A 26,658-nucleotide genomic window follows, 5' to 3' on the forward strand; every position below is an offset into this window, starting at 1 on the left:
AAGCATGCGATGGCACAATTCAAACGTCCCTCGATCGCGCTGGTGCTGGGCGGCGGCGCGCCCAACGCCACGCTGATGGCCGGCGCCCTGGTCGCGCTGACCGAAGCCGGCGTCAAGTTCGACATCATTTCCGCCTCCGGCGCCGGCGCCATCGTCGGCCTGCTGTACGCTGCTCCGCGCCAGGGCGACGCCCTCACGGCGCTGTCCCGGCTGGCCGACATGGGCGTGTCCGACCGGATCTACAACCTGTTCCCGGTCAACTACAAGGTATTCAACAAGCCCGGCCCGCTGGCCGACGCCTGGCGCTCGCTGCTGTCGAACAATCCCTTTCTGCAGGCGATACAGCGGCAGGCCGACAGCAGCCCAGCCCATCGACTGTTCGCCGACTGGACCTCTCTCGCGCTGGCCGCGCTGTGCCCCAGCGGCCTCACCTCAGATAGCCAGGGCCTGTGCGCGCACGTGCCCTTCATCGATCAGGTGGTGGATTTCTCCAAGCTGCAGTCGCTGCCGGGCGAATTCTACCTGAACGCCTACAACGTCAGCCGGGGGGAAATGCGCTGCTGGGGCAAGAGCGAAGTCACCCACGAGCATTTCCTCGCGGCGCTGTCCTTTCCCTTCATCTACCCGCCGTACAAGCTGGGAGACGACTATTACATCGAGGGCGCGGCGATAGACACGCTGAACTTCAAGCGGCTGTTCGAGCTGCATCCCCACATCGACTACACCATCGTGTTCGACGTGCTGGGCAGCAGCAAGCTGCTGCATCCGCCGCGCAATCTGTACGACGCCTGGGTGCAATCCATCATCGCGCCGCTGACGGAAATCGCCCGCGACGACCTGCGCCTGTTCGAGGCGTTGCACAACCGCGACGAACAAGGCCATCCGCGCACCGAGGTGCTGAAGGTCAATTTCGACGCCCACATCCGCCGGGAAGGATTCAGCGAGGAGCTGGACTGGTCTTACTCCAACCTGTCGCGGCTGTACGACGCCGGCTATCGCGCCGGCCAGGACCTGGCGCGGCGCCACGCGCGTGAACTGGGCCTGACGGAGGCCTTGCAAATGACTGCGTAGTTGCAACGATTCCAGTTTGCCGGTCAGACGGCTAATCTGGACTTCCGCCCACCACTTGAACCAAGGAGACCGGCCATGGCGCTTCCCACAGCAGTGAACGACCAGATCACCGACGCCGTCGCGCAGGGCAATGTCAAAGCGCCGGCCGCCGATCCCGCGCCGGACCGCGACGGCCTGCCGCCCGACCCGGCCGAGCTGGAGGATCTGATCCGCCAGTTGAAGTCGGAATAAGCCGGCCCGCCGCCGGCATGAAAAAGGGCTGCCGTCGGCAGCCCTTTCGCTTGGCGCGGAATCGCTATCCGCTCAGTACCACTCGATGCCAGGCTTGCCGGTGGAAATCACGGTGCCGGCCTCGCCCTTGACGATCTTCTCGATGTCTTCCAGCGCGCCGATCACAGCCTTCTTGCCAGTCAGGCGGGCGAACTCGCAAGCGGCCTCCACTTTCGGCCCCATGGAGCCGGCGGCGAAGCCCAGCTTGTCCATCTCGTCCGGGTGCGCCTGGCGGATGGCCTTGGCTTCCGGGGTGCCCCAGCCGACGAACACGCTCTTCACGTCGGTGGCGATCACGAAGTAATCGGCGTCGATCTCGCGCGCCAGCAAGGCGGACGCCAGATCCTTGTCTATCACCGCCTCCACGCCCACCAGCTTGTCGCCCTGATACATGGTGGGAATGCCGCCGCCGCCGGCCGCGATCACCACCGCGCCCTTTTCGATCAGCCACTTGATCGGCCGCATTTCGAAAATGCGCTTCGGTTTCGGGCTCGGCACCACCCGGCGGTAGTACTGGCCGTCGGCCTTCACCGCCCAGCCCTTGTCGGCGGCCAGCTTCTCGGCCTCGTCCTTGGAGTAAACCGGACCGACGAATTTGGTCGGGTTCTGGAAGGCCGGATCGTTGGCGTCCACTTCGGTCTGGGTCAGGATGGTGGCGATCGGCACCTCGAACGGCAGCACATTGCCCAGCTCCTGCTCAACCATGTAGCCGATCATGCCCTCGGTCTGCGCGCCCAGCACGTCCAGCGGATACGGCGTGACTTTCTCGTCCACGTGGCGTGCGTAGGCATCGTTCTGCAGACCCAAGAGGCCCACTTGCGGGCCATTGCCGTGGCACATCACCAGGTTGTGGCCCAGCCGGGTCACGGCGGCCAGTTGCTCGGCGGCCACCTTGACGTTGGCGCGCTGGTTGTCGGCGGTCATGGCCTCGCCACGACGCTGCAGGGCATTGCCGCCCAAAGCTACGACGACTCGCATAATTCTTCCTTCCTCATTCTTTCAACGACGCCGGCCAAGGCTCCCGGTCAGGAGGCCTTGGCCGGTTGATGTGTGATCGGGCCGGACTTCGCCGGCCCAAGCCCAGGCTTAATCGCCCAGCGTAGCCACCAGGATGGCCTTGATGGTGTGCATGCGGTTCTCGGCCTGCTCGAAGGCGATGCAAGCCTCGGACTCGAACACGTCCTCGGTCACTTCGATGCCGTTGGCCAGTTCCGGGTACTGCGCGGCGATTTCCTTGCCCACCTTGGTTTCGCTGTTGTGGTAAGCCGGCAGGCAGTGCATGAACTTCACCTGCGGATTTTCCGCGGCGGCCATCAGCGCGCTGTTGACCTGGAACGGCTTCAGCAGACGGATGCGTTCGGCCCATACTTCGGCCGGCTCGCCCATCGACACCCAGACGTCGGTGTGGATGAAGTCGGTGCCCTTGACCGCGGCTTTGGCGTCTTCAGTCAGCGTGATGCGCGCGCCGGTCTTGGCGGCGATTTCGCGGCACTCGGCCACCAGCTCGTCGGTCGGCCACAGGTGTTTCGGCGCGCCGATGCGCACGTCCATGCCCAGCTTGGCGCCGATCACCAGCAGCGAGTTGCCCATATTGTTGCGGGCGTCGCCCAGGTAGGTGTAGCTGATCTGCGAGATCGGCTTGTCGCTGTTTTCCCACATGGTCAGTACGTCGGCCAGCATCTGGGTCGGGTGCCATTCGTCGGTCAGGCCGTTGTACACCGGCACGCCGGCGAACCGGGCCAGCTCGGTTTCCACCATGTGCTGGTCGAAGCCGCGGTATTCGATGGCGTCGTACATGCGGCCCAGCACGCGGGCGGTGTCCTTCATCGATTCCTTGATGCCGATTTGCGAACCGGACGGCCCGAGGTAGGTGACATTGGCGCCCTGGTCGTAGCAGGCGACTTCGAAGGCGCAGCGGGTGCGGGTGGAGGTTTTTTCAAAGATCAGGGCGATGTTCTTGCCCTTCAGGTGTTGCTGTTCGGTGCCGGAATATTTGGCGCGCTTCAGGTCGCGGGCCAGGTCGAGCATGTAGCGGATTTCGCGCGGGGTGAAGTCCAGCATGCGGAGGAAGTTACGGTTGCGCAGATTGAAAGCCATGATGTTGCTCCTGATTAGAGTCTGGGCAAGCGGGCCGCCGTCCCCGTGGAGGCAGCGGTCAACCTGTCTTTTTGCAAACAAACTAGATGAGTATTTTCAGCCCCGGCCGGACGCGCCGACCGGGTCAAACAGCCTTACACCTTCACTTCGTCGCGGATGATCGGGCAGGTCATGCAGTGGCCGCCGCCTCGACCACGGCCCAGTTCGGAAGCCGGGATTTCGATCACTTCCACGCCGTGCTCGCGCATCAGGCGGTTGGTATAGGTGTTGCGGTCGTAGGCCACCACCACGCGGCGGTCCAGCGCCACCACGTTGTTGCCGTCGTCCCATTGCTCGCGTTCGCGCTGGTAAGCGTCGCCGCCGGTCTGGATCACGCGGATTTCCTTCAGGTTCAGCGCCTCGCGCACCACGTCCACCAGCTTCACGCCCTCGTGGCGCTCGAAGCGGATTTCGCCTTCGCGGTCGCCGGCGTAGATGCTGGTGCAGGTGATGTCGTCAACCACGTCCGGGAACACCGACAACAGGTCGATGTCGAGGAAGCTGAACACGGTGTCCAGGTGCATCGCCGCGCGCGATTTCGGCATCTGGCAGGCGATCACGCGCTTGGCGCCGCCCTCGCGGTGCAGCACGCGCTTGGCCACTTGCACCACGGCCTGCGGGCTGGTGCGCTCGCCCATGCCGATCAGCACCACGCCGTTGCCGATGGGCATCACATCGCCGCCTTCCAGCGTGGCCGGGCCGTGATCGGTGTCGCAGCCGCCCCACCAGATATTGACCTTGCCGGCGAAGTACGGGTGGAACTGATAGATCGATTGCAGGATCAGCGTTTCCTGGCGGCGGGCCGGCCAGTACATCGGGTTCAGCGTCACGCCTTCATAGATCCAGCAAGACGGGTCGCGCTGGAACAGGCTGTTCGGCACCGGAGGCAGCACGAAGTCGGAACGGTCCAGGTAGCCGCCGAACAGGCCTTTCGGGTCAAACGGCAGCTCGAACTTGGCGATGCCGCCCACCAGGTGGTCGGCCAGCTGCGACGACGGCATTTCGTTCAACCAGTTGCGCAGGTCGGACAGCATGCCGATGCCCACGTTGTCGGCCTTGACTTTGCGGTCCAGGATCCAGTTGCGGGCGGCTTTGTCGTCCAGCACCTTGGCCAGCGCGTCATGCACCTCGATCACTTCGATGCCGCGGGCGCGCATCTGCTCGACCATGTAGGCATGGTCCTTCTGCGCGCGCTCCACCCAGATCACGTCGTCGAACAGCAGGTCATGGCAATTGTCGGGGGTCAGGCGCTTGTGGGCGAGGCCGGGACGGCACACCATCACGGTGCGCAACTTGCCGCATTCAGAATGAACACCAAACTTGGTCATAACGCTACTCCTTGAGTCTTGTCTGACTTCGGGGGCGGGCATCCGCCCCCACTGGTTTCAAAATCTTTCGCTTACAGGCCGATCTGGCCGGTCGCCAGCATGTAGACCGCGATCAGGGCCATCACCACCACGATGGCGGCCAGCACGGCTTCGATCAGGTTGAACGGCTTGCGGCCTTGCTCTTTCTTGGCCCACAGGTAGAACAGCAGGCCCGGCGCGTACAGCACCATGGACAGGAACAGATACTTGGGACCCGCGGCGTAGATCAGCCAGGCGCCATACAGTGTGGCCAGCGCGGCGGTCCAAAATTCCTTGGCGGTGCTTTCGCCCTGGGCGTAGCCCTCGCCGCGCTTGGCCACCAGCAAGGAGTAGCCGGCGCACAGCAGGTAGGGAATCAGAATCATCGAGGTGGCCAGCGACAGCAGCGCCAGGTAGCCGGCCGAGCTCTTCAGCGTGATCAGCAGGAACAGCTGGATCAGGCCGTTGGTCAGCCACAGCGAGGCGGCCGGGGTGTCGTTGCCGTTGACGGTGCCGAACACCTTGGGCATCACGCCGTCCTTGCCGGCGAGGTAAGGCGCTTCGGCGGCCAGCAAGGTCCAGGCCAGCAGCGCGCCGCCGACGGAGATCACCAGGCCCGCGTTCATCAGGTTGGCGCCGAAGGTGCCGAAGGCTTTCTGCAGCACGTAGGCGGTGGACGGATTCTTCAGCGCGGCAAGTTCAGCCTGGGTCATCACGCCCAGCGACAGCACCGATACGGCGACCAAGAGCGCGATGGTCAGCAAGAAGCCGATCACAGTGGCCTTGCCCACATCCTTCATGCTCTCGGCGCGGCCGGAGAACATCGACGCGCCCTCGATGCCGATGAACACCCACACCGTCACCAGCATGGTGCTCTTCACCTGATCGACGATGGAGCCGAGCTTGGCGCTGCCCCAGAAGTCCAGGTTGAAGGTATCGACCTTGAAGGCGAACACGATCAATAGAATGAACAGGGCCAGCGGCACCAGCTTGGCGATGGTGGTGACGGTATTGATGAAGGCCGCGCCGTGCACGCCGCGCAGCACCAGGAAGTGCAGGCCCCACAGCACCACAGACGCGCAAGCGATGGCGATGGGGGTATTGCCGTCGCCGAAGGCCGGCACCCAGAAGCCCAGCGCCGAGAACATCACCACAAAATAGGAGACGTTGCCGATCCAGGCCGAGATCCAGTAACCCCAGGCTGAGTTGAAGCCCATGTAGTCGCCAAAACCGGCCTTGGCGTAGCCATACACGCCGCCGGACACTTCCGGCTTGCGCGAGGCGAGCATCTGGAATACGAAGGCCAGCGCCAGCATGCCGACAAAGGTGATGGCCCAGCCGATCAGGATGGCGCCGGCACCGGCTCCAGCCGCCATGTTCTGCGGCAAGGAAAAGATGCCGCCGCCTATCATGGAGCCGACGACCAGCGCCGTCAGCGCGCCCAGCTTCAGCCTGGGCGATGCGCCCTCGGCCAAGCCGGCTTGGGTTGCAGTTTCAGTGGACATTTTCGTTCTCCGATCTGGTATGTAAACCGAGCATTACATTATTAAATTCTTATCATCTGAAATTATGGTATACCCCGAAAAACCAGGCTTTCCAGCTGTGTCGGTTGTTAGGTTGATTTGCATCAAGCAGGCCCAGCCATCAATCCGGCGACTTCCGGGGAATGCGACCAAGGCTTGCATTAAGGCGTCATGGACAGCTGAATCCGGAACGGCGGAAATGCGCGCTCAGCATCTGTTCAACGTCTCTACCGGCAGCAAGCGGCAGCCAGGCCAAAGGGCTATCTGCCGCGTTGCCGGGATGGACAGGGCCTGCCCTTCGCCATGCGCCTGGCCTGTCGACAGCGCCGTGCGGTTGGCAACAAGACTTTGAACAGGTGCCATGCGTGACAGAACGCCTGGCCCCGCGTCGCGCCATCTTGTCGTGCGACTGGCGCCGACTGCGCAAGCGCTCCTTGGTTCAGATCCTTTGCAGGCTTGCGCCAGCGACTCTTAAGCATAGAAAGGCAATGCCGGGCGAAAAGCCCGAAACGGAAATAGTCTGATACAGAACAAATTTGCGACGCGGCGGGCAAAAAAAAACGGATACGGCCCACCACCGTATCCGCCAACACACACATCAAGAGGAAATACTGAAAACGACAGGGGTAATCCTTACTTGCCCGGCTTGTTCATGTTCCGGAAAATCACCCACAAAGCCCCGAAAGCCACCACGGTGGCGACCACGATAGTCAACAGGCTCAAACGGCCGACATCGTCGGCCAACAATAGGGTCAGCAACTCCATGGTTCCCTCCTACCGGCATGCGGTTTCAATTGACTTGCCAGCGACATAATAACCACTCTTTAAACCATGGAATTGACCCAGGTCAAACCGCCCATCCCGGCGATTTGATGCAGGACAAATAAAAAGCCCCCGACGCGAGCCGAGGGCTTTTTATATACAGATCAAAGGCTTGTGCTGATTATTTGCCGCCGCCCATATCCTTAGCCAGGAAGAAGGCGTCGGAGAAGAATTCGCCCTCCGGTAGGCCGCGCTCGCGGATGAAAGTGCCGTGGGCAGCCTCCACCATCACCGGCGCGCCGCAGGCGTAAACCTGGTAGCCGGACAGGTCGGCGAAGTCTTCCAACACCGCCTGGTGCACGAACCCGGTACGGCCGGACCAATTGTCTTCCGGCAACGCCTCGGATAACACCGGCACATAGCTGATGTTCGGGTTCGCGGCGGCCCAGCCCTCGGCCAGCTCCGCCATGTACAGATCGGCCTTGGTGCGGGCGCCCCAGTAGAACTTCATCGGCCGGGTGATGCCGTGATGGATCGCATGCTCGATGATGCCCTTGACCGGCGCGAAGCCGGTGCCGCTGGCGATCAACACGATGGGCTTGTCCGATTCCTCGCGCAGGAAGAAAGAACCCATCGGGCCCTTGAAGCGCATGATCTCGCGCTCTTTCATCTGATGGAACACGTATTCGGAAAACGAACCGCCGGGCTGATGGCGGATGTGCAGCTCCAGAAAGGAATCGTCATGCGGCGCGTTGGCGATCGAGAAGCTGCGCTTCTTGCCGTCCTTCATCAGAATGTCGATGTACTGGCCGGCGCGGAACTGCAAACGCTCGGATACCGGCAGCTTCAGCTTCAGTACCGCCACGTCGTGGATTTTCTCGATCGCTTCGACGCGGCACGGCAGCGTCTTGATCTGGATGTCGCCGATGCCGGTCACTTCGCGCGCCTCGATGCTGATGTCGCCTTTCGGCTTCGCACAGCAGAACAGCGCCATGCCCTGCGCGCGCTCGGCGGCGGACAGCGCCTTTTCCTGGAAGCCGTCCTGGCTCACCTCGCCCTCCACCACTTTGCCCTTGCAGGCGCCGCAAGCGCCGTCGCGGCAGCCGTAGGGCAAGCCCACGCCTTGGCGCAGCGCGGCTTCAAGAATGGTTTCATGCGCTTCGACACCGAATGCGTGCCCGCTGGGGAGCACCTTCACCTGGCAAGTCATAATCGTTTCTCAATCCCGAATTCTGGCTAAAATGCACACCATGCGTACTCTACTTGTCATCGGCGCCGGAGATGTCGCCCGGCGCGCCTTGCCGCTGCTGCGTCGGAACTGGCGGATATTGACCCTATGCCGGACCGAGCAAGCCGCCGCCCGCTGGCGCGCGCTGGGCGCCCTGCCGCTGATCGGCGATCTGGACCATGGACCCAGCCTGGAGCGGCTGGCCGGCCTGGCCGACGCCGCGCTGCTGACGGCGCCGCCGCCGGCCCAGGGGCGAACCGACCCGAGGATGCGCAAGTTGTTGTACGCGTTGGCAAAAGCGAACAGCATACCACAGCAATTGATCTACATCAGCACCAGCGGCGTGTACGGCGATGCCGGCGGCGGCACGCTCGACGAAACCTCCGCGACGCGTCCGCGCAACGAGCGCGCGCTGCGCCGCGCCGACGCCGAACGCCAGCTGCGCCGCTTCGCCATCAACCGCGGCTGCGCGTTGACCATCCTGCGCGCGCCGGGCATCTACGCCGATGAACGACTGCCGCTGTCGCGCTTCGCCGCCGCCGCTCCCTTGATCATCGACGCCGAAGACAGCTGGAGCAACCACATCCACGCCGACGATCTGGCCCTGCTGTGCGCGGCGGCCCTGCGCCGCAGAAACGGCATCCGCGTCTACAACGCCTGCGACGACCAGCCGCTGCCGGTTGGCCTGTGGTACCGCCGTCTGGGCGAGACGTTGGGTCTCCCGCTGCCGCCCCAGCTTCCCCGCGAGGAAGTGAAAGCGCGGGTCACGCCCCAGCAATGGTCGTTCCTGGCCGAATCCCGCCGCCTGGACAACGGCAGGCTCCGGCGCGAGCTGGCCGTCCGCCTGCAATGGCCCAGCGTGCTCGATTACCTCTCCGCCCTGCGGCAGGATGAAGCCCGCCGGTCGGCAATACTCGCAAGCTACGCCGAGATTCGGTAACATCGCGGTTTTTTTGAGTTTTCAGCAGGCCCGCAAAATGGAAAATCCGGCTTTCAAACGAGCGATCCGCAGCTTTGTGCTGCGCCAAGGCCACCTGTCGCAAGGGCAGCAACGCGCGATGGACGAAGGCATGCCGCGCTGGGGCATAGAATATCGCCCTGAGCGGATCGACCTGGAACAGGCTTTCGGCCGCGCCGCGCCCAAGATCCTGGAAATCGGCTTCGGCATGGGCGGCGCCACCGCCGAGATCGCCGCCGCCAACCCGGGCAATGACTACCTTGGCATCGAGGTGCACGGCCCCGGCGTCGGCAATCTGTGCAAGCTGATCGCAGAGAAGGAGCTGACCAATCTGCGGCTGATGCGCCACGACGCCGTGGAAGTGCTGGATAACATGCTGGCCGACGGCAGCCTGGACGGCGTGCACATCTTCTTCCCGGACCCGTGGCACAAGAAGCGCCACAACAAGCGCCGCCTGATCCAGGCGCCGCTGGTGGCCAAGCTGGCCAAGAAGCTGAAGCCGGGCGGCTATTTCCACGCCGCCACCGACTGGGAAGACTACGCGGTCCAGATTCTGGAAGTGCTGGGCGGCAACGCCGATCTGGAGAATACCGCGGACGGCTACGCGCCGCGCCCGGACTACCGGCCGCTGACCAAGTTCGAAGCCCGCGGCATCAAGCTGGGCCACGGCGTATGGGATCTGGTCTTCCGCCGCAAATAAGCCGCCCGCCCCCTGCCACGGCCCGCCTGCGCGGGCCGTTCGCTTTTCACCTCGCCAGCAATGCCTTGACGTCGTCGACCAGTTCATGCGGCTCCACCGCAGGCTCGTAGCGCTTCACCACCCGCCCCCGGCCGTCGACCAGGAACTTGGTGAAATTCCACTTGATGGGATGCGGCCGATCGGAATCGGCCTGGGTCAGCCAGCGCCACAACGGATGCGCGCCGTCGCCGTTCACCTGCAGCTTGGCGAACAAGGGAAAGGACACGCCGAAACGGCTCTGGCAGAAGGCCATGATCTCATCCTCTCCGCCCGGCTCCTGCCCGCCGAACTGGTTGCAGGGAAATCCGAGCACGACAAAATCCTGCCCGGCGAAATAGTCCTGCAGCTCCTGCAGGCCGGCGTACTGCCGGGTATAGCCGCATTCGCTGGCGGTGTTCACCAGCAACGCCACCCTACCCTCGTAAGCCGAAAGCGCCTGCTCGGCGCCGTCGGCCCGCTTCGCGCTAAAATCATAGAGCGTGGTCATGGCTAGCTCCCTCCCGTATAATGCCGCAGCTCGGAATGGCGGCCGCCTGCGACTCAGATACCCTGTTGCACTCAAGCGGCGCGCCCGCGCCGAGCCCCGCCAGCAATCGCCCGAGGTCTTTATCGATGTTGTTCAGCCCCAGCCGCCAGGATGCCCGCCGCTTCTTCTTCGACACCTGGCACAAATCCAAATCCGGCGTGACCTTGTCCGACCTGGAACAGATCGTCCTCTCCATTCTTATAGACCACCCTGAGTATCATCCCATCCTGGAAAACCCGGATGTCTTCATGGAGCAGGAGTGGACCCCGGACATGGGCGAGACCAACCCCTTCCTGCACCTGGGCCTGCATGTGGCCATCGCCGAGCAGCGCTCCATCGACCAGCCCTTCGGCATCCGCGCGCTTTACGCGCAGCTGGCGCTGCGCCACGGCGACGAGCATCGCGCCCAGCACGAGATTATGGAATGCCTGGGTGAGATGATCTGGCATGCCCAGCGCTACGGCGGCGGCCCCGACGTCAATCGCTACATCACCTGCGTGCGTGGCAAGCTGGGCATGGGCGAAGAAGACGCGCCGCGCGTCAATCCCAACGATATCGGCGACTGACTCCGGCCGATGGACAAAAAAACACCGTGGCAGGCGTACTGTCCACGGTGCAACAAGCGGGGTAGCCCAGGCCGGCAAACCGACCGGGCTTTTGAAAAATAGTCAATCACATAACTACAATCAAATTCTTTTTAAACAAAAACAACAAAATCTATCGCGACATGACAAGGCAAGATGGCTATCCGGTAAAGAATGCCAAGCGATATCATAAAATTTCTTAGCACTGATTAAATCAAACGGTTTACTCTATCGCCGCGCGCGAACGCTTCGATATTGGCGACCAACTGCGCAGCCAAGCGGCTCATCGCCTCTCCGCTGGCCCAGCCCACGTGAGGGGTGACGATCAGATTGGGCAGTCTCGCCTTCAAGAGCGGATTGTCCGGCGATGGCGGCTCGCTGCTCAGCACATCGAAACCCGCGCCTCCCAGTTGCCCATATTTCAGCGCCGCCACCAGATCGGCCTCGTCCACCAAGCCGCCGCGCGCGGTATTGATCAGGATGGCGCCCGGCTTCATCGCCATCAGTTCCGGCTGGGCGATCATGCCGCGGGTCTCGTCGGTCAGCGGGCAGTGCAGCGACACCACGTCGGCCCGCGCCAGCGCCTCGGCGAACGGCACTCGCCCTTCTCTGGCCTCTCTCGCCGCCTTGCGTTCGGCGAACACGACCTCCATGCCGAAGGCGCGCGCCATCTCGGCCAGCCGGCCGCCGATGCCGCCGCTGCCGACGATGGCCAGCGTCGCGCCGCTCACCTCGCGTATCGGCGCGCCGAAATGGCAGAACTGCCGGGACTGGCTCCAGACGCCAGCGGCGACGTCGCGCTGATAGGCCGGCAGATTTTTCATCAGCGCCATCATCAGCATGAATGCGTGCTCGGCGACGGTATGATCGCCGTAATGGCGGATATTGCACACCGCGACGCCGCGCTCGCGGCAGGCGTCCAGATCGACATGGTTATAGCCGGTGGCGGCGATGGCGATCAGCTTGAGCTTAGGCAGCCCTGCTATCGTCTCGCGCGACAAAGGCACCTTGTTGCTGATCACCACATCGGCCTCGGCGGCATGAGCCGCGAGCTCATGGGCGGCGGTCGCCGGATATTCGCGGTAATGGACGGGAAAGCCAAAAACAGGAACCGGGACAGGCAAGCTGTCCCGGTCAAGGAATACGACGCTATGAGTCATTGCTTGGCGGTCATCTCTCGAAGGTGATCAAATCCCGATAGGCATGCCAGCTGGCCAGCGCCAGCACCGGCATGATGATGATCAGGCCCAGGTAATAGGTGACGAAGCCCACCACCGTCATCACGACTATGATAGCGGCCCAGATACCCATCGTCAGCAGATTGCGGTACACCGCCTGCACGCTGGCGATCATCGCGGTGATGGTGTCCACCTCCTTGTCCAGCAGCAACGGAATGGCGACGACGCTGACTGAGAACACCAGTTGGGCGAACAGGAAGCCGACAGCGAAATAGGCGATCAGGAATTCCAGATTGTCAGGATTGAACGCGTCGGCGACTATTTCATTCAGATTGGGGAGCGCCGCGGTATCGTAAAACAGCGCGAACATCAGCAGCGATACGCGGAACCAGCCGAACACCAGCACTGCCAGCAACACCGCATACAGGCTGAAGCCGGGCATATTGGTGCGCCAAGCGGCCATGCTGTGCAGCAGTTTGACCCGGCCGTGGCCATCGAAGGCTTCCATCTGCTTGGCGATGTCGTAAAGGCCGATAGCCAGGAAGGGGCCGGCCAGCAGGAAGATGGTGGCGAAAGTGATCACCAGCTCCGGCGCCTGCTCGACATAAGCGCCCAGTAGATAACCCATCAGCACGAAAACCGCGCCGTAGAACAAGCAGTCGGCCGGCGCTTTCTGAAAGTCCCGGAAACCCCTTTTCAGCCATTGCAACGGCTGTCGCAACTCCACCTTGCGCGCCACCGGGCGCACGGGCGGAACATCGTGGTGAGTGACATCCATGGCACACCCCTTTGCATCGCGTGGAAAATAGAGACGAACGCTCTGTTTTTCGTTATATGCCACGCAGGGGAAAACACAAATCGGCCGGCCGGCTGCTACAATCCCGCGGTCAACACCATTCTCCCGGAAGGAAATAGCATGAGCGAACTGATCATCGAGGAATTGCTGGTCGGCGAAGGCGCCGAAGCCGCCGCGGGCCAGGAAGTGACCGTTCACTACACCGGCTGGCTGACCGACGGCACCAAGTTCGACTCCAGCAAGGACCGCATGCAGCCGTTCAGCTTCGAACTGGGCGCCGGCTACGTGATCAAGGGCTGGGACCAGGGCGTGCAAGGCATGAAGGTGGGCGGCAAGCGCAAGCTGACCATCCCGTCCGAACTGGGCTACGGCGCGCGCGGCGCCGGCGGCGTGATCCCGCCGCACGCGACGCTGGTATTCGAAGTGGAGCTGCTGCAGGTAGGCTGATCATTGCACCATTCAGCAAAAAGGCCATCCCGAGGATGGCCTTTTTCATGCGTCAGCGCGCTTACTTTTTCGCGCAGGACAGGCGGCGGCGCTTGAACCATACGAAGCCGACCACCACCAACAACACCGCCACCACGGTGAGGATGCCCGCCTGGCCGCGATGCACCATCATCATCAGCCAGTCGCGGTTGGCCGCACCGTAATAGCCGAGATACACCCAGACCGGCACCGAGATCAGCGCGGCGAAGCCGTCCATCATCAGGAAGCGCCAGTAGGACACGCGCCGGGTCATGCCGGCGGTGATGAAGATCGGGGAGCGCAGCCCTGGCAGGAAGCGGGCGACGAACAGCACCCAGTTGCCGTATTTCTCGAACTTCTCCTGCACCGCCTCGAAGCGCTCCTTGGTCAGGATGCGGGCGATGGGCTTGAAGCGCAGCACCTTGTGGCCGAAGATCCGTCCGGCCAGGAACATGATGCCGTCGCCGACCAGCACGCCGGCCATGCCGACCACGAACATGTAATGCACATTGGCGTAGCCCAGGCCTGAAATCACGCCGCCGGCCACCAAAGTGATGTCCTCCGGAATCGGCACGCCGAAACCGCAAACCAGCAACACCGCGAACACGGCCACGTAGCCGTAGCCAGCGAAAAAATCGAGAAGTATCTGCAGAGTATCCATCTAGTATTCCGTCCGCCGGCTTTATTCCAAATCGTCGCAATCAAGCGGCTGGGCGGCTAATGTCCATGCACGGAGGTGTATAATAGCACACCTCTCCTACACGCTTTCTTGACATGACACGCCCTATCCGGCTGGAGATTTCCCTCCCGGCCATCCGCCATAATTTCCTGTTCACCCGCCAGCATTCCCAGGCCCGCAGCCTGTTCGCCGTGATCAAGGCGAACGCCTACGGCCACGGCTTATTGGACACTGCAAAGGCGTTGGCCGATCAGGCCGACGGTTTTGCCCTGCTCAATATCGAAGACGCGGTGCTGCTGCGCAAAGCGGGATTCGATCATCCCATCTCGCTGCTGGAGGGACCGTTCGACGCGGCCGAAGCCGCTGCGATGGCCGATTACCGCCTGGGCGGCGCGGTCCACTCACAACAACAGATGGACTGGCTGGCCAAAGGTTCCGCCGACCGCCCGGTGGAGGTCTGGCTGAAGGTCAACAGCGGCATGAACCGGCTGGGCTTCCGCCCGGAAGACGCCGCCGCCGCCCAAGCCCGGCTGCAAACGCTGCCGGGCGCGCGGCTGACCGCCATCATGACCCATTTCGCCACCGCCGACGAAGACTATGGCGTGGCCGAGCAATGGAGCCGTTTCGAACCGACGGCCGCCGCCAGCGGCCTGAAGGTCTGCGCCGCCAATTCCGCGGCGCTGCTGCGCCACCCTCATACCCATGGCGACATCGGCCGGCCCGGCATCGTGCTTTACGGCGCGTCGCCGTTCGACGGCCAGACCGGCGCCGATCTTGGCCTGAAACCCGCGATGACGCTGTCGGCCGACATCATCGCCGTGCAGCAGCTGCAGCCCGGCGACGCGATCGGCTACGGTCGCCGCTTCGTCGCCGACCGGCCCATGCGCATCGGCGTGGCCGCCTGCGGCTACGCCGACGGCTACCCGCGGGTAGCCGCCAACGGCGCGCCGGCGGCGATAGACGGCCAACCGTGCCAACTGGTAGGCCGGGTGTCGATGGACATGCTGACCGTGGACATCAGCCACCTGCCCCAGGCCGGCGTCGGCAGCCGGGTGGAACTGTGGGGACCAAACGCGCCGATCGAAAAGGTGGCCGCCGCCGCCGGCACCATCAGCTACGAGCTGATGAGCGCGGTCATGCCGCGGGTGCCGCGCATCGCGCTCGGCTGAAGCCGGCCAATAGCAGCGGCGCCAGCAAGGCGCCGCCGACATGGGCCGACCACAGCACCGGCTCGCCTCCTGGCCCCAGGTTAGGCCACAGCCCCTGCCAGGCCAGGCGCAGCAACAGCGCCGCCGCCAGCCAGTGGCCGGCGGTTTCGCGCCGTTTCAGCCAGGCCAATGCCGCCCACCAGCCGTAGACTACGCCCGACGCGCCGAGAAACGGTTGCGGCTCGGGCAAGGCCAGCTGCTGCAGCGCGATCAGCCAGGGCAGCAACAGCGCCAGCGCGCACAGCTGCCAAGCCGCGCGCCGCCCCCCCAGGCCTGCCAGCAACAGCAGGCTGGCGCTGTTCAACGCCGCGTGCCGCCAGTCGGCGTGCACCCAGCTGGCGGTGAAGGCCCGCCACCACTCGCCGCCGGCGGCCGGATCAAACAGCCAGCGCCGCGCCGTTTGGCCCCAAGGCGTCAGCAGCGGCAGCAGCGCCGGCAGCAAGCTGGCCGGCGGCTGCCTCACTTGCGGCGTCGCCAGGCCAGCAGGCCCGCCAGCCCCAGCATGCCCAGCGCCAGCTCATCCGCGCCGGCGATCGGCACCAGTTGCAGGTCGACATACAAGGGATCGTGATCGGACGAACGATAGGCGTCGGGCGCGTAGTAATTCTGCCGCTGGGCGGCGGACTTGAACTCGCTGCTGTACTCCAACGCGGTCGGCTCGTCGGCGTTGATGTGCCATTCGCCGGCGGCGGCCACCCATTTCGTCAGCGCGGCGTCGGCCAGCGCGTGGTCGAGGTTGCCGGACTCGCCCTGATACACATAGGAATAAGCATCCTTCTGGAAGCGCGCCAGCAGGTTGGACAAGCCGCCATCCTCGAAGGCGCGGATCGGATCTTCCTTGGCGTAGGCGTTCATGTCGCCCATCACCAGCAAGCCCTCCTTGGCGGATGCGCCGCGCTGCTTAGCCCAGCGCACAAGGTCCTGCGCCGCCTGCACGCGGGTCAGATTGCAATTGCCCTGGCCGTCGCCGGTATCCGCGTCGGGCGCGCCGTTCACCTTGACCTGCTCGCAGCTGCTGCCCTTGGACTTCAAATGGTTGACCACCAGCGTCAGCTTCTTGCCGTCTGCGGCGAAAGTCTGCGCCAGGCTAAGGCGGTTTTTGCTCGGATCGCCCACCGTCAGCGCCTTCGCGGCGCCATCGGGCTTCACCCGCGATGGGCGGTAGAGCATGCCGGTGGTGATGGCGTCGGTGCCTATCCTGGGCAAGCCGGGATCGACGAAGCGGTACTGCTTGTCCGCGCCCTGTCCCGCGTTCAGCGCGTCGACCAGCTCCTTGACCGCCGACTGCGGTCCGAAACCATCGTTTTCCAGCTCCATCAAACCCAGCACGTCGGCATCCAGCTGGCGGATGGCGCTGACGATCTTGGCCTTCTGCCGCAGGAAGTCGTCGCGGGTCTTGGCGCCGCGCTCGGTCGGAAAGCCGCCGCCCAGGCCGTCGCCGTTGAAGAAATTGAGCACGTTGAAACTGGCCACCCGCAGCTGGCCCGCCTTGCGCGCCGGCGCCGCCGCGCGGGGATTGGCGGCGGCAACCTGCGGCAGGTGCAACGGCTGGACGCGGTAGGTGCCGTTGCTGAACGACACCACGCCAGTCAGGCCGTCCAGGCGGTCCCCCACCCGCAGCGTGTTGGCGGCGGACAGGCCTCCCGGTCCCGGCAGCCAGGCGTCGGCGTTCTGCCAGGTCTTGCCGTCGTCCAGCAGCAAGCGGTCGCGCGGATTGGCCGCGCGCAACGCCTGGGCTTCGGCGCTGCCGGGGCGGTATCGCTGGGTCGGCACCCACTGGCGAGTCTGGCTGGACAGCGCCAGCTCGCCGTAGCGGCCGTAGTTGTAGCTGTCGACGACGAACAGCGGCTGCTCGAACTTGACGGCCATGCCGGCCAGCGACTCCAGCTGGGCCGGGTCGCCGCTCAAGGGCAGCCGCAGGCTCGCCGGTGCCAGCTCTCCCTGGTAGCCACACAGCTGCACGTCGGCCGCGGCCGATGGCTGCAGCTGAGTCTCGGTGCGCGCGTCGCCCTTGCGGCCGAACTCCAGCACCTTGCCGCGCACGCCGACCACGTCGCCGGCCTTCAACGCCGGCAACGCCAGCTTGCCGGTGTAGACATAGATGCCCTCGGAAGTGACGGGATCCGCGTCCTGGTTCTGCGGCGCTTCCTGGATGAAGAAGCCCACCGGGCCGTCCTTGCCGTACAGCAGGCTGCTGACCACGCCCTGCACGGCGACGGTCTTGCCCTGCATCGGGCTTTGCGGACCGCTGCCCTGAACCTGGTGGATGCGCGCGTCGGGCAAGCTGCAGGCTGCCTGCGCCTGCAGGCCGGCCAACGCCAGCGAAGCGGCGATGGCGACGCGGGAAAGGGTGAATGCGGGTATTGTTCTCATCTTTTTGTCATCCTGAGTAGAGGTGCGGCAATTCTATCCACAGATTGATGACATTCAAGTTTATTATTATCAGATAGCAAATTTTTGACACAAAAAATGCCAACCTGTACAGGTTGGCATTTTTGTCGGCCCGCTGCGCGGAACGATCAGGAAGCGATCTTCTCGATCGCCGAGGCGATGGCTTTGGCCCAGGTGTCGGCCAGCGCCTTGTCGTCGGCCTCCACCATCACCCTCACCACCGGCTCGGTGCCGGACGGGCGCAGCACCACGCGGCCGCGGCCGTTCAGAGCGGCCTCCGCCTCCGCCAGCGGAGCGGCGGAAGCGCCCTTCCAGTCGCAGCCGTTGTGACGGACGTTGATCAACGTCTGCGGGAAAGGCTGCCAGTCGGCGCAGATGTCGGCCAGGCCCGTACCCAGCTGCTGCACCGCCGCCAACACCTGCAAGCTGGAGATGATGCCGTCGCCGGTGCTGTGCTTGTCCAGGCACAGGATGTGGCCGGAGGCTTCGCCGCCCACCTGCCAGCCATCGGCATGCAGCATTTCCAACACGTAGCGGTCGCCAACCTTGGCGCGGCCGAAGGGCACGTCCTGCTTTTGCAGTGCCAGCTCCATCGCCATATTGGTCATCACGGTGCCGACCACGCCGCCCTTCAGCTCGCCGCGCGCGGCGCGGGCCTTGGCGATCACGTAGATCAGTTGGTCGCCGTCGTAGATGCGGCCGGCGGCATCCACCATGATCAGGCGGTCGCCGTCGCCGTCCAGCGCGATGCCGAAGTCGGCCTGATGCTCCAGCACCGCCACCTGCAGCGTCTTGGGATAGGTGGCGCCCACCTTGTCGTTGATGTTGTAGCCATTGGGCTCGCAGCCGATTTCCACCAGTTCGGCGCCCAGCTCGTGGAATACCTTGGGCGCGATATGGTAGGTGGCGCCGTTGGCGCAATCGACCACCAGCTTCAGCCCCTTCAGGCTGAGCTCGTTGGGGAAAGTGCTCTTGCAGAACTCGATATAGCGCTCGGCGGCGCCGTCGATGCGGCGGGCCCGGCCCAGCTCCAGCGACGGGTTGGTGGCCATCGGCTGTTCCAGCATCGCCTCGATCTCCAGCTCCAACGCGTCATCCAGCTTGTTGCCGCCTTCGGCGAAGAACTTGATGCCGTTATCCTGGAATGGGTTGTGCGAGGCTGAAATCACTACGCCGGCTTCCAGCCGCAGCGCGCGGGTCAGATAGGCGATGCCCGGCGTCGGCAGCGGGCCGGTCAACAGCACGTTGACGCCGGCGGCGGTGAAACCCGCCTGCAGCGCAGCCTCCAGCATATAGCCGGAAATCCGCGTGTCCTTGCCGATCAGCACCGTGGGACGGCTGTCCTTGTCATGGTTGACCAGCACGCGGCCGGCCGCGTAACCCAGCTTCATCACGAATTCGGGCGTGATCGGAAACTTGCCGACCTCGCCGCGCACGCCATCGGTGCCGAAATATTTGCGACTCATTCAGTATTCTCTGTATCGGTTCAAGGCCTTGCCAGGCGCGATGCCCGCCATTTTGCCACTACCGCCGGGGGGAAAACCAGCGTCAAATCAACAATCCCGCAGCGCCTGCCATAGCTGCAGCGCCTGGCGCGTCGCCTTGACGTCATGCACGCGTATCACCGCCGCGCCTCGTCGCGCCGACTCCAGCGCCGCGCCGACGCTGGCGCCCAGCCTTTCCGACGGCGCGTCCTCGCCGGTGATCGCGCCCAGCATCGACTTGCGCGACAAGCCCACCAGCAGCGGCGCGCCGGCGATTTGCTCGACTTCGTCCAAGCGCGAGAGCAGCGTTAGATTGTGCTCCAGCGTCTTGCCGAAGCCGAAGCCGGGATCGACCAGCAGCCTCTCGCGGGCGATGCCGGCGTCCAGGCACAGCTGGAGGCGGCGCTTCAGATAATCTGCCACCTCCAACACCACGTCGGCGTACTCGGGCCGATTCTGCATCGTGTCCGGATTCCCCTGCTTGTGCATCAGGCACACCGCGGCGCGGCTGGCGGCCGCCAGCGGCAGCGCGCCCTCGTCCTCCAGCGCCGACACATCGTTGATCAGATCCACCGCGCCAAGCCGCAACGCTTCCCGCATCACCTCGGCGCGGCGGGTGTCCAACGACAACGGCGCGCCGATGCCGCGCAGTTTCTCCAGCACCGGCATCACCCGCGCCATCTCTTCTTCCGGGCTGACGAAGGGCGCGCCGGGCCGTGTCGATTCGCCGCCGATATCCAGAATATCCGCGCCTTCGGCCAGCATTGACTCGGCGCGCGCGAGCGCGTCGTCGACGCGGTTGAAGCGGCCGCCGTCGGAGAAGGAGTCCGGCGTGACGTTGAGGATGCCCATCACCAGCGGACGGGACAGATCGAGCGCGAAGCGCCCGCATTGCAAGGTTTTCATCATGGCTCTCGTTGCTGACGTTCCTGGCCGGCGCGGCGGGGGGGGCTGAAAGAAAACCGGGCAAGCCCGCGAAGGCTTGCCCGGTTATGGAGGATGCGGCGATCAGACTTCCTGGGCCGGGTCCGAGGTGGCCGACGAAGCTGCCGGCTCCTCCGGTTCGGCCGGCTTGTCTTCCGCCTTGGCGGCGAAACCGGAGCCCGGCTTCGGCGGACGCGGCGGCTTGCCTTCCATGATGTCGTTGATCTGCTCGGCGTCGATGGTTTCGAACTCCAACAGCGCGGCGGTCATCGCCTCCACCTTGTCGCGGTTCTCTTCCAGCAAGCGGCGCGCCAGCGCGTACTGCTCGTCGATGATGCGGCGGATCTCGGCGTCTACCTGCTGCAGCGTCGCTTCCGACAGGTTCTTGTGGGTGGTGATGGAACGGCCGAGGAAGACTTCGCCCTCGTTCTCGCCGTACACCATCGGGCCCAGCTTGTCGGACATGCCGTAGCGGGTGACCATGTCGCGCGCCATCTGCGTCGCGCGCTCGAAGTCGTTGCTGGCGCCTGTGGTCATCTGGTTCATGAACAGCTCTTCGGCAATGCGGCCGCCGAACAGGATGGCCAGACGGTCCATCAGATAGCCGCGGTCGTAGGCGAAGCGGTCCTGCTCCGGCAGCTGCATGGTCACGCCCAGCGCGCGGCCGCGCGGAATGATGGTGACCTTGTGCACCGGATCGGACTTCGGCAGCAGCTTGGCGACGACGGCGTGGCCCGATTCGTGGTAAGCCGTGTTGCGCTTCTCTTCCTCGGTCATCACCATGCTGCGGCGCTCTGCGCCCATCATGATCTTGTCCTTGGCGGACTCCAGGTCTTCCATGTCCACCAGGCGCTTGTTGCGGCGGGCGGCGAACAGAGCGGCCTCGTTGATCAGGTTGGCGAGGTCGGCGCCGGAGAAGCCCGGCGTGCCGCGCGCGATCACCTCGGCGTTGACGTCGGCGGCGATCGGCACCTTGCGCATGTGCACGTTCAGGATCTGCTCGCGGCCGCGGATGTCCGGCAGCGGCACGATCACCTGGCGGTCGAAGCGGCCCGGGCGCTGCAGCGCAGGGTCCAGCACGTCAGGACGGTTGGTCGCGGCGATCACGATCACCGTGGAATTGGTGTCGAAGCCGTCCATCTCCACCAAGAGCTGGTTCAGCGTCTGCTCGCGCTCGTCGTTGCCGCCGCCGAGACCGGCTCCGCGCTGACGGCCGACCGCGTCGATCTCGTCGATGAAGATGATGCACGGCGAGTTCTTCTTCGCCTGCTCGAACATGTCGCGCACGCGGGCCGCGCCCACGCCGACGAACATTTCAACGAAGTCCGAGCCGGAGATGCTGAAGAACGGCACCTTGGCCTCGCCGGCGATGGCCTTGGCCAGCAGCGTCTTGCCGGTACCGGGAGAGCCGGCCAGCAGGATGCCGCGCGGGATGCGGCCGCCCAGGCTCTGGTAGCGGGAAGGATCGCGCAGGTAATCGACGATCTCCTTCACCTCTTCCTTGGCCTCGTCGCAGCCCGCCACATCGGCGAACACAACGGTGTTGGCGTCCTGGTCCAGCATGCGCGCCTTGCTCTTGCCGAACGAGAACGCGCCGCCCTTGCCGCCGCCCTGCATCTGGCGCATGAAGAACACCCACACGCCGATCAACAACAGCATCGGGAACCAGCTGATGAAGATGCTCATCAGCATCGACGGCTCTTCTTCCGGCTTGGCGGAGAAGCGCACGTTGTTCTTGATCAGGTCGTCGACCAGTTGCGGGTCATACGGCGCGAAAGTGGAGAACGCGGTACCGTCGGTCAGTTTGCCCTTCAACCACTGGCCGCGCAGAGGATGCCCCTCGATGGTCAGGGATTGCACCTTGCCCGACTCGACGTCGCTGACGAACTGCGAGTACTCGAGCTGGTTCTGGGTGTCCTGGCGCTTGTTGAACTGGTTGAAGACGGTCATCAGAACCAAGCCGATGATCACCCAGATGGCGATGTTTTTGCCGATATTGTTCACGAGTGGCGGACTCCTCTGTGCCCTGACTTTTTGGTTGCTTGTATTGAATGGCTACGATTGTACGCTGCGCGCCCTTTTATGTCAGCGGCGACCCTTGCCCAGCAGATAGATTTCACTGGAACGGTCCCGCGACGCCTTGGGCTTGCGCGTCACCACCTCGTCGAACAGCTCTCGCATGGCCTTGAGATAGGACTGGAAATCGCTTCCCTGGAACACTTTGACGAGAAAATGTCCGCCGGGTTTCAAATGATCGCGCGCAAATTCCAACGCCAGCTCGCATAGCAGGAAACTCCTGGCCTGGTCGATGGCGCTCATGCCTGACATATTGGGCGCCATGTCGGAAATTACAAGATCGAGCTCGCGTCCGCCCAGCAATTGCACGAATTCGCGCAAAACCTCTTCCTCGCGGAAGTCGCCCTGGATGAAATCGACGCCGGGTACAGGATCCATCTCCAGGATGTCCAGCGCGAACACCTTGCCCGAATCGCCGACGATGCGCGCCGCCACCTGCGACCAGCTGCCCGGCGTGGAGCCCAGGTCCGCCAGCACGGTGCCGGGGCGGATCAGTTTGTCCTTGTCGTTGATTTCCAGCAGCTTGTAGGCTGCGCGGGCGCGGTAGCCGTCCTTCTGCGCCATGTTCACATAGGGATCGTTGACGTGCTCCTGCAACCAGCTGTTGCTGCTCTTGCTTCTTGCCATACGCGGCGGTGCTTTCTGTCGGTTCAATCGTCAGGATAGCCGATGCGCGCCGGATGGCGCGCTATCCTGTTGTTTTTCGGTTATTTCAGCCCCAAACTTTGGGCCCGGAGCCAAATTCTAGTAGAATCGCGTTTTGCTTTGAATTCCATGTTTCCATGAAAATTGACATCAAGCCGTTTCAGCGCAAGTACCTGCAGGGTCTGGCGCACGGCATCGACCCGGTGGTGATGGTGGGCAACAACGGCCTGACCGAGTCCGTGGTGCGCGAGATCGCCATCAGCCTGGACGCCCACGAACTGATCAAGGTCCGTGTGCAGGGCGACGACCGCGAAGCCCGCATCGCCATGTTCGAGCAGATCTGCGACGAGCTGGGCTGCGCTCCGGTGCAGCACATCGGCAAGCTGCTGGTGCTGTGGCGCCCCAGCGACAAGGCGCGCATCGCGCTGCCGAAGAACAAGCAGGCGATGAAGGACTGAGTCCTCCCGCCTGGCGGATGAAAAAAAGCGGTGGCCTTGCCACCGCTTTTTTTATTGTCCCGTCACTCGCTGCGCCAGATATAGGCGAGGCCAAGCACGCTCTGCACCAGGTAAATCAGGCTGGAAATCGCATGCCAGGTGGCGAAACCGCCGCCGAACAGCCCTTCCGCCGCGTGATTCATCTGCTGCTTCAGGGTGACGATGATGGGCGCGACGCCGAACTGGTTGATCAGCGTGCAGGCCAGCATGCCTACGATCAGCCAAAACGCGCCCTGCTTCAAACCGTTCACGCCGTTGCGCCATACCTGGTCGACCAACAGGAACACCCCGCACACCAGCCCGACCCAGGCGATGGCCGCGAACAGCCGTCCCGCCACCATGCCGGCGGTGACTGCGTCCAGAGACTTGAACAGCACCGGGGCCACGATCAGCCCGATCACCCACAAACCGCCAATCCACAAGGTCTTGGCCACTGCACGCAAGCCGTCCATTTCCACCCCCATGCTCGGCAACAGAAGCGGCCGATGAAAAACGCGCGGTCAATGCCGCGCGGTCCGGATCAGATGTATTTGACGTCGAGCACTTCGTACTCGCGGATGCCGCCCGGGGCCACCACTTCGGCCACGTCGCCAGCCTCCTTGCCGATCAGCGCGCGCGAGATCGGCGAGTTCACCGATACTTTGCACACCTTGATGTCGGCTTCGTCGTCGCCGACGATCTGGTAGGTGACATTCTCTTCGGTTTCCAGATCCATCAGGTCGACGGTGGCGCCGAACACCACGCGGCCGTCGGCGTCCAGTTCGGCCGGATTGATGATCACGGCGTTGGACAGCTTGCCTTCCAGCTCGGCGATGCGGCCTTCGACGAAGGCCTGGCGTTCCTTGGCCGCGTCGTACTCGGCATTTTCAGACAGGTCGCCATGCGAGCGAGCCTCGGCGATCGCCTCGATCACCGACGGACGCTCCACGCTCTTCAGGCGTTGCAGTTCTTCCTTCAGAAGCTCGGCGCCGCGTACAGTCAACGGGACTTTGATCATTACAGTATTCTCCACAGGCGGTTGTCCGCCTTCATCAAAAGCACAAGCCGCCGTACGGGACGGCGGCTTGCGCGAGCGGGTTTGAGCGGAATTGTAACGGCAAATCGCTTCCGCATCAAAGCCTACCGGTGCCTGCTCTCCATCAGCCGGCGATCTGCGCGTGCAGCTGCTGCACGCTGTACACATCGAAGGACTCGGCGTGCTTCATGCCCACGCACACCGCCTTGGCGGCGGACAGCGTGGTGTATTGCGGCACGCGCGCCTGCAGCGCGGAGCGGCGGATCGAGTGGCTGTCCTGGATCGCGGTGCGCTTCTCGTCCACGGTATTGATCACCAGATCTACTTCGCCGTTCTTGATCATGTCGACGATGTGCGGACGACCTTCGTTCACCTTGTTCACCACTTGCACGATCAGGCCGGCTTCGGTCAGATGCTTGGCGGTGCCGCGTGTGCAGCAGACGCCGAAGCCCAGGCGCTGCAGTTCGCGCGCCACATCCACCGCGCCGTTCTTGTCGCCGTCGCGCACCGACAGGAACACCTTGCCGGTCTTGGGCAGACGGTCGCCCGCGCCCAGCTGCGCCTTGACGTAGGCTTCGGCGAAGGTCTTGCCCACGCCCATCACCTCGCCGGTGGACTTCATTTCCGGCCCCAAGATGGTATCGACGCCCGGGAACTTGATGAAGGGGAACACCGCTTCCTTCACCGCGTAGAACGGCGGGATCACCTCCTTGGTGAAACCTTGCTCGACCAAGCTGATGCCGGCCATCGCGCGAGCGGCGATCTTGGCCAACGGCGCCGAGGTCACCTTGGAGACGAAGGGCACGGTGCGGGAGGCGCGCGGATTCACTTCCAGCACGTAGATGGTGTCGCCCTGGATCGCAAACTGCACGTTCATCAGGCCGACCACGTTCAGCGCGCGGGCCATCGCCTCGGTCTGGCGGCGGATTTCGTCCTGCAGCGCCGGGAACAGACTGTACGCCGGCAGCGAGCAAGCGGAGTCGCCTGAGTGGACGCCGGCTTGCTCCACGTGCTGCATGATGCCGCCGATCACCACGGTTTCGCCATCGGACACGCAGTCCACGTCGACTTCGATCGCGTCGTTGAGGAAGCGGTCCAGCAGCACCGGGCTATCGTTGGACACCTTCACCGCCTCGCGCATATAGCGCTCCAGGTCGGCCGGCTCGTGGACGATTTCCATCGCTCGGCCGCCCAATACGTAGGACGGGCGCACCACCAGCGGATAGCCGATTTCCTCGGCCAGCTTCATCGCCTCGGCCGGCGCGCGCGCGGTGCGNNAGCGCGCGCGCCAGTTTCAGCGGAGTCTGGCCGCCGTACTGTACGATGACGCCGAACGGCTTCTCGATGCGGCAAATTTCCAGCACGTCTTCCAGCGTCAGCGGCTCGAAATACAGGCGGTCTGAAGTGTCGTAGTCGGTGGACACGGTTTCCGGATTGCAGTTGACCATGATGGTCTCGAAGCCGGATTCGCGCAGGCTCAATGCCGCATGCACGCAGCAGTAGTCGAACTCGATGCCCTGCCCAATGCGGTTGGGTCCGCCGCCCAGCACCATCACCTTCTTGCGATTGGACGGATTGGACTCGCACTCCTCCTCGTAGGTGGAGTACATGTAGGCGGTATTGGTGGCGAATTCGGCGGCGCAGGTGTCGACGCGNNTTCAGGCGGCGCAGTTCGCTGTACTCCATCTCCTCGGTCTTGCGGCCAGCCAACGCCTTTTCCTCGCCGACGATGTCTTCGATCTGGGCCAGGAACCACGGGTCGATCTTGCTGACGGCGTGGATGTCGTCGCGGCTCATGCCGATGCGGTACGCATCGGCCACGTACAGGATGCGCTCCGGTCCCGGCGCGCCCAGCTCGTGGCGGATGGCGGCTTCGTCGGAGGTCACCGAATCGAAGCCAGACAAGCCGGTCTCCAAGCCGCGCAGCGCCTTCTGCATCGATTCCTGCAGCGTGCGGCCCATGGCCATCACCTCGCCCACCGACTTCATCTGGGTGGTCAGGCGGTCGTCGGCCTGCGGGAATTTTTCAAACGCGAACCGCGGAATCTTGGTGACCACGTAGTCGATCGACGGCTCGAACGAGGCCGGAGTGGCGCCGCCGGTGATGTCGTTCTTCAGTTCGTCCAGCGTGAAGCCGACCGCCAGCTTGGCGGCGAT

At 63.9% G+C, this 26,658-nt stretch carries 26 protein-coding genes and 1 pseudogene; 8 read left to right on the forward strand and 19 right to left on the reverse strand.

Features of this window, described 5'->3' with window-relative positions; genetic code table 11:
* Positions 1-9 precede the first annotated feature (9 nt).
* Both LQR33_RS15675 and LQR33_RS15680 read left to right on the forward strand, forming a co-directional pair.
* Positions 10-1,071, forward strand: coding sequence for a patatin-like phospholipase family protein (locus tag LQR33_RS15675; protein WP_221668050.1), 1,062 nt, complete (start codon positions 10-12; stop codon positions 1,069-1,071).
* Between the two features lie 75 nt (positions 1,072-1,146).
* Positions 1,147-1,302, forward strand: coding sequence for a hypothetical protein (locus tag LQR33_RS15680; RefSeq protein WP_166439724.1), 156 nt, complete (start codon positions 1,147-1,149; stop codon positions 1,300-1,302).
* 72 nt (positions 1,303-1,374) lie between these two features.
* Here LQR33_RS15680 and arcC read toward each other — a convergent pair whose 3' ends face one another.
* From arcC to LQR33_RS15710, 6 genes are all read right to left on the reverse strand, one after another.
* Entirely contained in the window at positions 1,375-2,319 is a 945-nt protein-coding gene (gene arcC, locus LQR33_RS15685; RefSeq protein WP_221664058.1) for a carbamate kinase, read from the reverse strand.
* Positions 2,320-2,427: 108 nt separating this feature from the next.
* Complete coding sequence (locus LQR33_RS15690; RefSeq protein WP_221668051.1) at positions 2,428-3,438, reverse strand: ornithine carbamoyltransferase; 1,011 nt, start codon at positions 3,436-3,438, stop codon at positions 2,428-2,430.
* A gap of 134 nt (positions 3,439-3,572) precedes the next feature.
* On the reverse strand, positions 3,573-4,805 hold the full coding sequence (locus tag LQR33_RS15695; protein ID WP_166439725.1) for an arginine deiminase: 1,233 nt from the start codon (positions 4,803-4,805) through the stop codon (positions 3,573-3,575).
* A 71-nt stretch (positions 4,806-4,876) separates the two neighbouring features.
* Positions 4,877-6,328 carry an arginine-ornithine antiporter gene (arcD, locus tag LQR33_RS15700; RefSeq protein WP_021478741.1) on the reverse strand — a complete coding sequence of 484 codons (1,452 nt, stop codon included), beginning with the start codon at positions 6,326-6,328 and terminating at the stop codon, positions 4,877-4,879.
* Between the two features lie 651 nt (positions 6,329-6,979).
* Complete coding sequence (locus LQR33_RS15705) at positions 6,980-7,111, reverse strand: DUF3149 domain-containing protein (RefSeq protein WP_021478740.1); 132 nt, start codon at positions 7,109-7,111, stop codon at positions 6,980-6,982.
* Positions 7,112-7,289: 178 nt separating this feature from the next.
* Positions 7,290-8,318, reverse strand: coding sequence for a CDP-6-deoxy-delta-3,4-glucoseen reductase (locus LQR33_RS15710; RefSeq protein WP_231469632.1), 1,029 nt, complete (start codon positions 8,316-8,318; stop codon positions 7,290-7,292).
* Positions 8,319-8,358: 40 nt separating this feature from the next.
* Here LQR33_RS15710 and LQR33_RS15715 point away from each other — a divergent pair, with 40 nt between their 5' ends.
* Both LQR33_RS15715 and trmB read left to right on the forward strand, forming a co-directional pair.
* A complete protein-coding gene (locus LQR33_RS15715) occupies positions 8,359-9,276 on the forward strand; it encodes an NAD-dependent epimerase/dehydratase family protein (protein ID WP_166439727.1) in 918 nt (305 codons plus the stop codon).
* Between the two features lie 37 nt (positions 9,277-9,313).
* Positions 9,314-9,994, forward strand: coding sequence for a tRNA (guanosine(46)-N7)-methyltransferase TrmB (trmB, locus tag LQR33_RS15720; protein WP_166439728.1), 681 nt, complete (start codon positions 9,314-9,316; stop codon positions 9,992-9,994).
* 46 nt (positions 9,995-10,040) lie between these two features.
* Here the strand turns inward: trmB and LQR33_RS15725 are convergent, their stop codons facing one another.
* The gene (locus LQR33_RS15725; protein WP_221664061.1) at positions 10,041-10,520 is read right to left on the reverse strand and encodes a glutathione peroxidase; all 480 of its coding nucleotides are present in this window, start codon (positions 10,518-10,520) and stop codon (positions 10,041-10,043) included.
* 125 nt (positions 10,521-10,645) lie between these two features.
* Here LQR33_RS15725 and LQR33_RS15730 point away from each other — a divergent pair, with 125 nt between their 5' ends.
* Positions 10,646-11,125 carry a DUF1841 family protein gene (locus tag LQR33_RS15730; protein WP_205692519.1) on the forward strand — a complete coding sequence of 160 codons (480 nt, stop codon included), beginning with the start codon at positions 10,646-10,648 and terminating at the stop codon, positions 11,123-11,125.
* A gap of 227 nt (positions 11,126-11,352) precedes the next feature.
* Here LQR33_RS15730 and LQR33_RS15735 read toward each other — a convergent pair whose 3' ends face one another.
* Positions 11,353-12,303: a D-2-hydroxyacid dehydrogenase gene (locus tag LQR33_RS15735; protein ID WP_221668053.1), complete on the reverse strand. Its 951-nt coding sequence runs from the start codon at positions 12,301-12,303 to the stop codon at positions 11,353-11,355.
* A gap of 10 nt (positions 12,304-12,313) precedes the next feature.
* Positions 12,314-13,099, reverse strand: coding sequence for a DUF2189 domain-containing protein (locus tag LQR33_RS15740; RefSeq protein WP_166439731.1), 786 nt, complete (start codon positions 13,097-13,099; stop codon positions 12,314-12,316).
* A 138-nt stretch (positions 13,100-13,237) separates the two neighbouring features.
* On the opposite strand from LQR33_RS15740, the gene LQR33_RS15745 reads away from it, so the two are divergent.
* Positions 13,238-13,564: an FKBP-type peptidyl-prolyl cis-trans isomerase gene (locus LQR33_RS15745; RefSeq protein ID WP_046155559.1), complete on the forward strand. Its 327-nt coding sequence runs from the start codon at positions 13,238-13,240 to the stop codon at positions 13,562-13,564.
* A 61-nt stretch (positions 13,565-13,625) separates the two neighbouring features.
* On the opposite strand, the gene LQR33_RS15750 is transcribed toward LQR33_RS15745, so the two are convergent.
* Positions 13,626-14,243, reverse strand: coding sequence for a DedA family protein (locus LQR33_RS15750; protein WP_221664063.1), 618 nt, complete (start codon positions 14,241-14,243; stop codon positions 13,626-13,628).
* A 113-nt stretch (positions 14,244-14,356) separates the two neighbouring features.
* Here LQR33_RS15750 and alr point away from each other — a divergent pair, with 113 nt between their 5' ends.
* Entirely contained in the window at positions 14,357-15,430 is a 1,074-nt protein-coding gene (gene alr / locus LQR33_RS15755; RefSeq protein ID WP_166439733.1) for an alanine racemase, read from the forward strand.
* Here alr and LQR33_RS15760 read toward each other — a convergent pair.
* The 6 genes from LQR33_RS15760 to rlmE form a co-directional block, all read right to left on the reverse strand.
* Positions 15,396-15,932, reverse strand: coding sequence for a rhomboid family intramembrane serine protease (locus LQR33_RS15760; RefSeq protein WP_221664064.1), 537 nt, complete (start codon positions 15,930-15,932; stop codon positions 15,396-15,398). The two genes, alr and LQR33_RS15760, sit on opposite strands and share 35 nt — an antisense overlap.
* Positions 15,929-17,842 (reverse strand): ExeM/NucH family extracellular endonuclease, encoded by a 1,914-nt coding sequence (locus LQR33_RS15765; protein ID WP_231469634.1) that lies wholly within the window; start codon positions 17,840-17,842, stop codon positions 15,929-15,931. Before LQR33_RS15765 ends, LQR33_RS15760 begins: the two co-directional genes overlap by 4 nt.
* Positions 17,843-17,988: 146 nt before the next feature.
* The gene (glmM, locus tag LQR33_RS15770; protein WP_166439736.1) at positions 17,989-19,326 is read right to left on the reverse strand and encodes a phosphoglucosamine mutase; all 1,338 of its coding nucleotides are present in this window, start codon (positions 19,324-19,326) and stop codon (positions 17,989-17,991) included.
* A gap of 87 nt (positions 19,327-19,413) precedes the next feature.
* Positions 19,414-20,250: a dihydropteroate synthase gene (gene folP, locus LQR33_RS15775; RefSeq protein ID WP_166439737.1), complete on the reverse strand. Its 837-nt coding sequence runs from the start codon at positions 20,248-20,250 to the stop codon at positions 19,414-19,416.
* 102 nt (positions 20,251-20,352) lie between these two features.
* Entirely contained in the window at positions 20,353-22,272 is a 1,920-nt protein-coding gene (ftsH, locus tag LQR33_RS15780; RefSeq protein ID WP_166439738.1) for an ATP-dependent zinc metalloprotease FtsH, read from the reverse strand.
* 81 nt (positions 22,273-22,353) lie between these two features.
* Positions 22,354-22,971 carry a 23S rRNA (uridine(2552)-2'-O)-methyltransferase RlmE gene (gene rlmE / locus LQR33_RS15785; protein WP_166439739.1) on the reverse strand — a complete coding sequence of 206 codons (618 nt, stop codon included), beginning with the start codon at positions 22,969-22,971 and terminating at the stop codon, positions 22,354-22,356.
* A gap of 155 nt (positions 22,972-23,126) precedes the next feature.
* Here rlmE and yhbY point away from each other — a divergent pair, with 155 nt between their 5' ends.
* Positions 23,127-23,447: a ribosome assembly RNA-binding protein YhbY gene (gene yhbY, locus LQR33_RS15790; protein WP_166439740.1), complete on the forward strand. Its 321-nt coding sequence runs from the start codon at positions 23,127-23,129 to the stop codon at positions 23,445-23,447.
* 62 nt (positions 23,448-23,509) lie between these two features.
* On the opposite strand, the gene LQR33_RS15795 is transcribed toward yhbY, so the two are convergent.
* From LQR33_RS15795 to LQR33_RS15805, 3 genes and pseudogenes are all read right to left on the reverse strand, one after another.
* A complete protein-coding gene (locus LQR33_RS15795; protein ID WP_166439741.1) occupies positions 23,510-23,938 on the reverse strand; it encodes a DUF4149 domain-containing protein in 429 nt (142 codons plus the stop codon).
* Between the two features lie 68 nt (positions 23,939-24,006).
* Positions 24,007-24,483 carry a transcription elongation factor GreA gene (gene greA / locus LQR33_RS15800; protein ID WP_166439742.1) on the reverse strand — a complete coding sequence of 159 codons (477 nt, stop codon included), beginning with the start codon at positions 24,481-24,483 and terminating at the stop codon, positions 24,007-24,009.
* 142 nt (positions 24,484-24,625) lie between these two features.
* A pseudogene (locus tag LQR33_RS15805) lies at positions 24,626-26,658 on the reverse strand (carbamoyl phosphate synthase preATP-grasp domain-containing protein); the annotation flags it as partial.

The sequence above is a fragment of the Chromobacterium piscinae genome (genome assembly GCF_021129175.1).
Classification (GTDB): domain Bacteria; phylum Pseudomonadota; class Gammaproteobacteria; order Burkholderiales; family Chromobacteriaceae; genus Chromobacterium; species Chromobacterium piscinae.